Annotated in this window: 3 protein-coding genes; 1 reads left to right on the top strand and 2 read right to left on the bottom strand. The window is 56.2% G+C overall.

Annotated features, from left to right (window positions below; all coding sequences use genetic code 11):
- Window positions 1-332 precede the first annotated feature (332 nt).
- Complete coding sequence (locus ACOVRA_RS02605; RefSeq protein ID WP_421718928.1) at window positions 333-1,229, top strand: hypothetical protein; 897 nt, start codon at window positions 333-335, stop codon at window positions 1,227-1,229.
- An 18-nt stretch (window positions 1,230-1,247) separates the two neighbouring features.
- Here ACOVRA_RS02605 and ACOVRA_RS02600 read toward each other — a convergent pair whose 3' ends face one another.
- Together ACOVRA_RS02600 and ACOVRA_RS02595 are read right to left on the bottom strand one after the other, a co-directional pair.
- Window positions 1,248-2,405 (bottom strand): acyltransferase family protein, encoded by a 1,158-nt coding sequence (locus ACOVRA_RS02600; RefSeq protein ID WP_421718927.1) that lies wholly within the window; start codon window positions 2,403-2,405, stop codon window positions 1,248-1,250.
- Window positions 2,402-2,887 (bottom strand): glycoside hydrolase family 5 protein (locus ACOVRA_RS02595; protein WP_421718926.1); only part of this gene is annotated, 486 nt, incomplete at its 5' end. The genes ACOVRA_RS02600 and ACOVRA_RS02595, both read right to left, overlap by 4 nt.

The following is a 2,887-nucleotide window of genomic DNA, read 5'->3' as shown; positions in this document are numbered from 1 at the left end:
GGTCGTCCATGATGGCGAACGCAATATTTTCACGCCGCAAGAATTTTTGGGATCTGTGGTCTAGGCGCGATTTCGTTCAGCTTGCGTTCAATCTGGCTCCACTAGAACAGGGGCGTGGCGCACGGCAGACCATCCCGTCCCTCGCGTTTGACGTGAGCCATTGCTTCACACGGAGCACTTCCTCCGGCCCCAATAGAGCAATCTATTGGGGCCTTTTCCTTTTTGGGCACCGCCAAAAAGTTGCCTTCCCGCTAGGTTGAGCGGATTGACCGCGCCATCTGCGGTGATAACTTACCCCGATTGCTTTTAGTTTTGCGAAGGGTGCGTTGCGCATGAAAAATTTGGTTTCCATGAAGGCGCTTGGTTTGGCCGCCATCGGTTTGGCCATGTTGGTGCCGCTATCGTCGGCTCAAGCCGATGCGGCGGGGCAGGGTCGCCTTGTAACTGCGATCCAAACCTATCAAAGCGCCAGCAATGAAGGTCGGGCCATGGCGGCCGCGGCCCTTCGTCGTGCTTTGGCCTCCAATAAAAATGCGCCCGCCGCAACCAAAGCTGAAGCGACCTTTTTGTTGGGCGATTTTGCCATTCGCGACCGAAAAAAGGACTTGGCCTTGAAGCTAGCCAATGACGGCCTGAAGCTTCTGGATAGCCTGCAGGCAAGTGAGGCCCCTGCGGTGCGCGCCTTGGGTGCCCGCGTCAAAGCGCAAGCTCTGTTAGCCAAAGAAGAGCGATTGGCAGCGTTTAAGCTCATCCTTGATGCTCGCTTGGCCTATGGCACGCAACAGCCTCAAGCAGATGATAAGTGGGACACGGTCTGGGATGAGTTGAGGCTTTGGGAGGGCATTGCTCATGCCGATCTGGTCGGCCCAGAGAAAAAAATCGCGACAGATTTGATGGCTGCCCGCAAGACTGAATTGGTTCGGATCAGCACAATGGAAGGCAGCTGTGATTTTCAGAATAACACCGTGAAAATTGCCAATATGGATTCGAATTTACCGGCCTATCCCATTGCACCCTTGTTTGCAGGGCAGGCAGGCGGTGTGATGATGCGTATCTCGTTTGATTCAGAAGGGCGCGTAACCAAGGCTAAGGCTACATCCTTCAGCACGTCAGAGGATTTTGCTATTTTGACCGAGCGGGCAGCCAGCAATTGGGTCGCGACGGGTGAGGGCTTGAGTGACCCTAATTGCAGGACCGACAGGCCAGCCTTGGTCGTATTCAGATACTAGCATAGGCTTGGGAGCACCCTAAGCCGTTGCCAACGTCTCGACAGGCTTGCCGCCAAAGCGTTTGCGCAAGCCAAACAACGGCCGCTCCACCGCGTAATAGCTGGCGCACGCACATGCAAAGCTTAAGGCGACAGCAATGACCATGCCTAGCGGTGACAGGCGCTCTAAACTATTGGCATCGCCCAGCATGACTTGGCGCACGATCCAGATGATCGGCACGTGCCACAGATAGAGCGAGTAGGAGAGGCGGCCGATCCAGCGCATTGGCTGGAGCTCTAAGAGGTCGATCGAGAAACGAAGGTTGCGCAGCGCATAGAGGTTCAACACCAGAAGGAAGAGTGCCGCGCCTTGGATCGAATAGCGCAACGTCTCGCGGAAAACTTCATCGCGGTAAACCAAGGTCGCCAAAATCGCACCCAGCGCCAGAACGACCCAGTGCCAGCCAACCAGCCACGCGAGGCGTGCTCTGGTGCGGGGCGCCCCATCCAGCAAGATCGCCAGCAGACAGCCCCAAGCAATATTCTCCAGCCGGCTATCGGTCGTGTAATAGGTATGCTCATGGGGCAGGCCCAAGCCCATCACGGCATAGGCGCGCCACAGGGCGCAGACGACAATGCTGGTGACGATGAGGCGCACGCGCGCCTGATGGGTCTTGCCAAACAAAGCGAGTGCTGCGGGGAATAAAAGGTAGAAATGCTCTTCCACCGCCAGCGACCATAAATGGCCCCAAGGAATTGTGCGCTCTGACCAGCCAAACCACTCGCGCACCACGTCATAATAATTGATGAAGTAGAAGAGTGCGGCGGCGACATGACCCGCATCCACCTTGACGCCAAACGGCAAAAGCATAAGCCAAGAGCCCAGCAGAAATACCAGAAGGGCTGGCGCAAGGCGCAGGAAGCGGCGCAGATAAAAGCCCGGTAAATCGATCGCACCTGCATGCTGGTTCTGCTCTGCCACCAGAATCCGCGTAATGAGAAAGCCCGAGACAAAGAAGAAGACAGTAACGCCCAGACCGCCCGGGATCAGATTCTCAAAGCCCACATGGGCGATGACCACAATGAGGATCGAAATCGCCCGCAAACCGTCCAAACCTGGCATATAGCCACCATCCGCTTTGAAGGGGATGGCACCGGAAAAACTTGGCTCTTGCCGGGTGGATTGGGTATCGCTCACTTGGGCCTCAATTGCAGTGCTTCAAGCAAGGGGGCGTGCCACTGCTCGACATACCGGTCATAGGTGTCAAACCCGCCGGTGAAATTGAAATAGCAGGCAGGCATGTTGATTTCCTTAAAGGCACTGGTCATGGCGCGCGTCCAATCGGCTCGCAGGCGCATGGGCACTTCCACACCCACACCATATTCGCCCAAAAGGACGGGGGCTTGAATTCGCTCACGGAAAGCAGCGATTTGGGCGAGGTCTTTCTGCAACGCACGCGTCTCACCCGGGCGGGGCCAGAAACGTCCCGCAGGTGGGGGATCGTCCATCCAACTGGCCCCAGAATGGGTAAACTCAAACGGTTGATAATAATGGACCGTGCCAACCACATAGGGGTCGTTGGGCAATTCCAGATTGTCCATCCCATTGATATTGCCCCAATTGTCGCCAGCGAAAATCACCGTGCGCGTTGGGTTGGTTTTGCGAATAATGGTCAGAAC

Origin of the sequence: Aquidulcibacter sp., assembly GCF_049239865.1 — a bacterium.
GTDB lineage: Bacteria > Pseudomonadota > Alphaproteobacteria > Caulobacterales > Aquidulcibacteraceae > Aquidulcibacter.
This window is presented reverse-complemented; position numbering and strand designations above follow the sequence as displayed.

Excerpts from the sequence above, each read along its gene's own strand:
- ACOVRA_RS02605 (WP_421718928.1), top strand. The coding sequence starts at position 333 with ATGAAAAATTTGGTTTCCATGAAGGCGCTTGGTTTGGCCGCCATCGGT.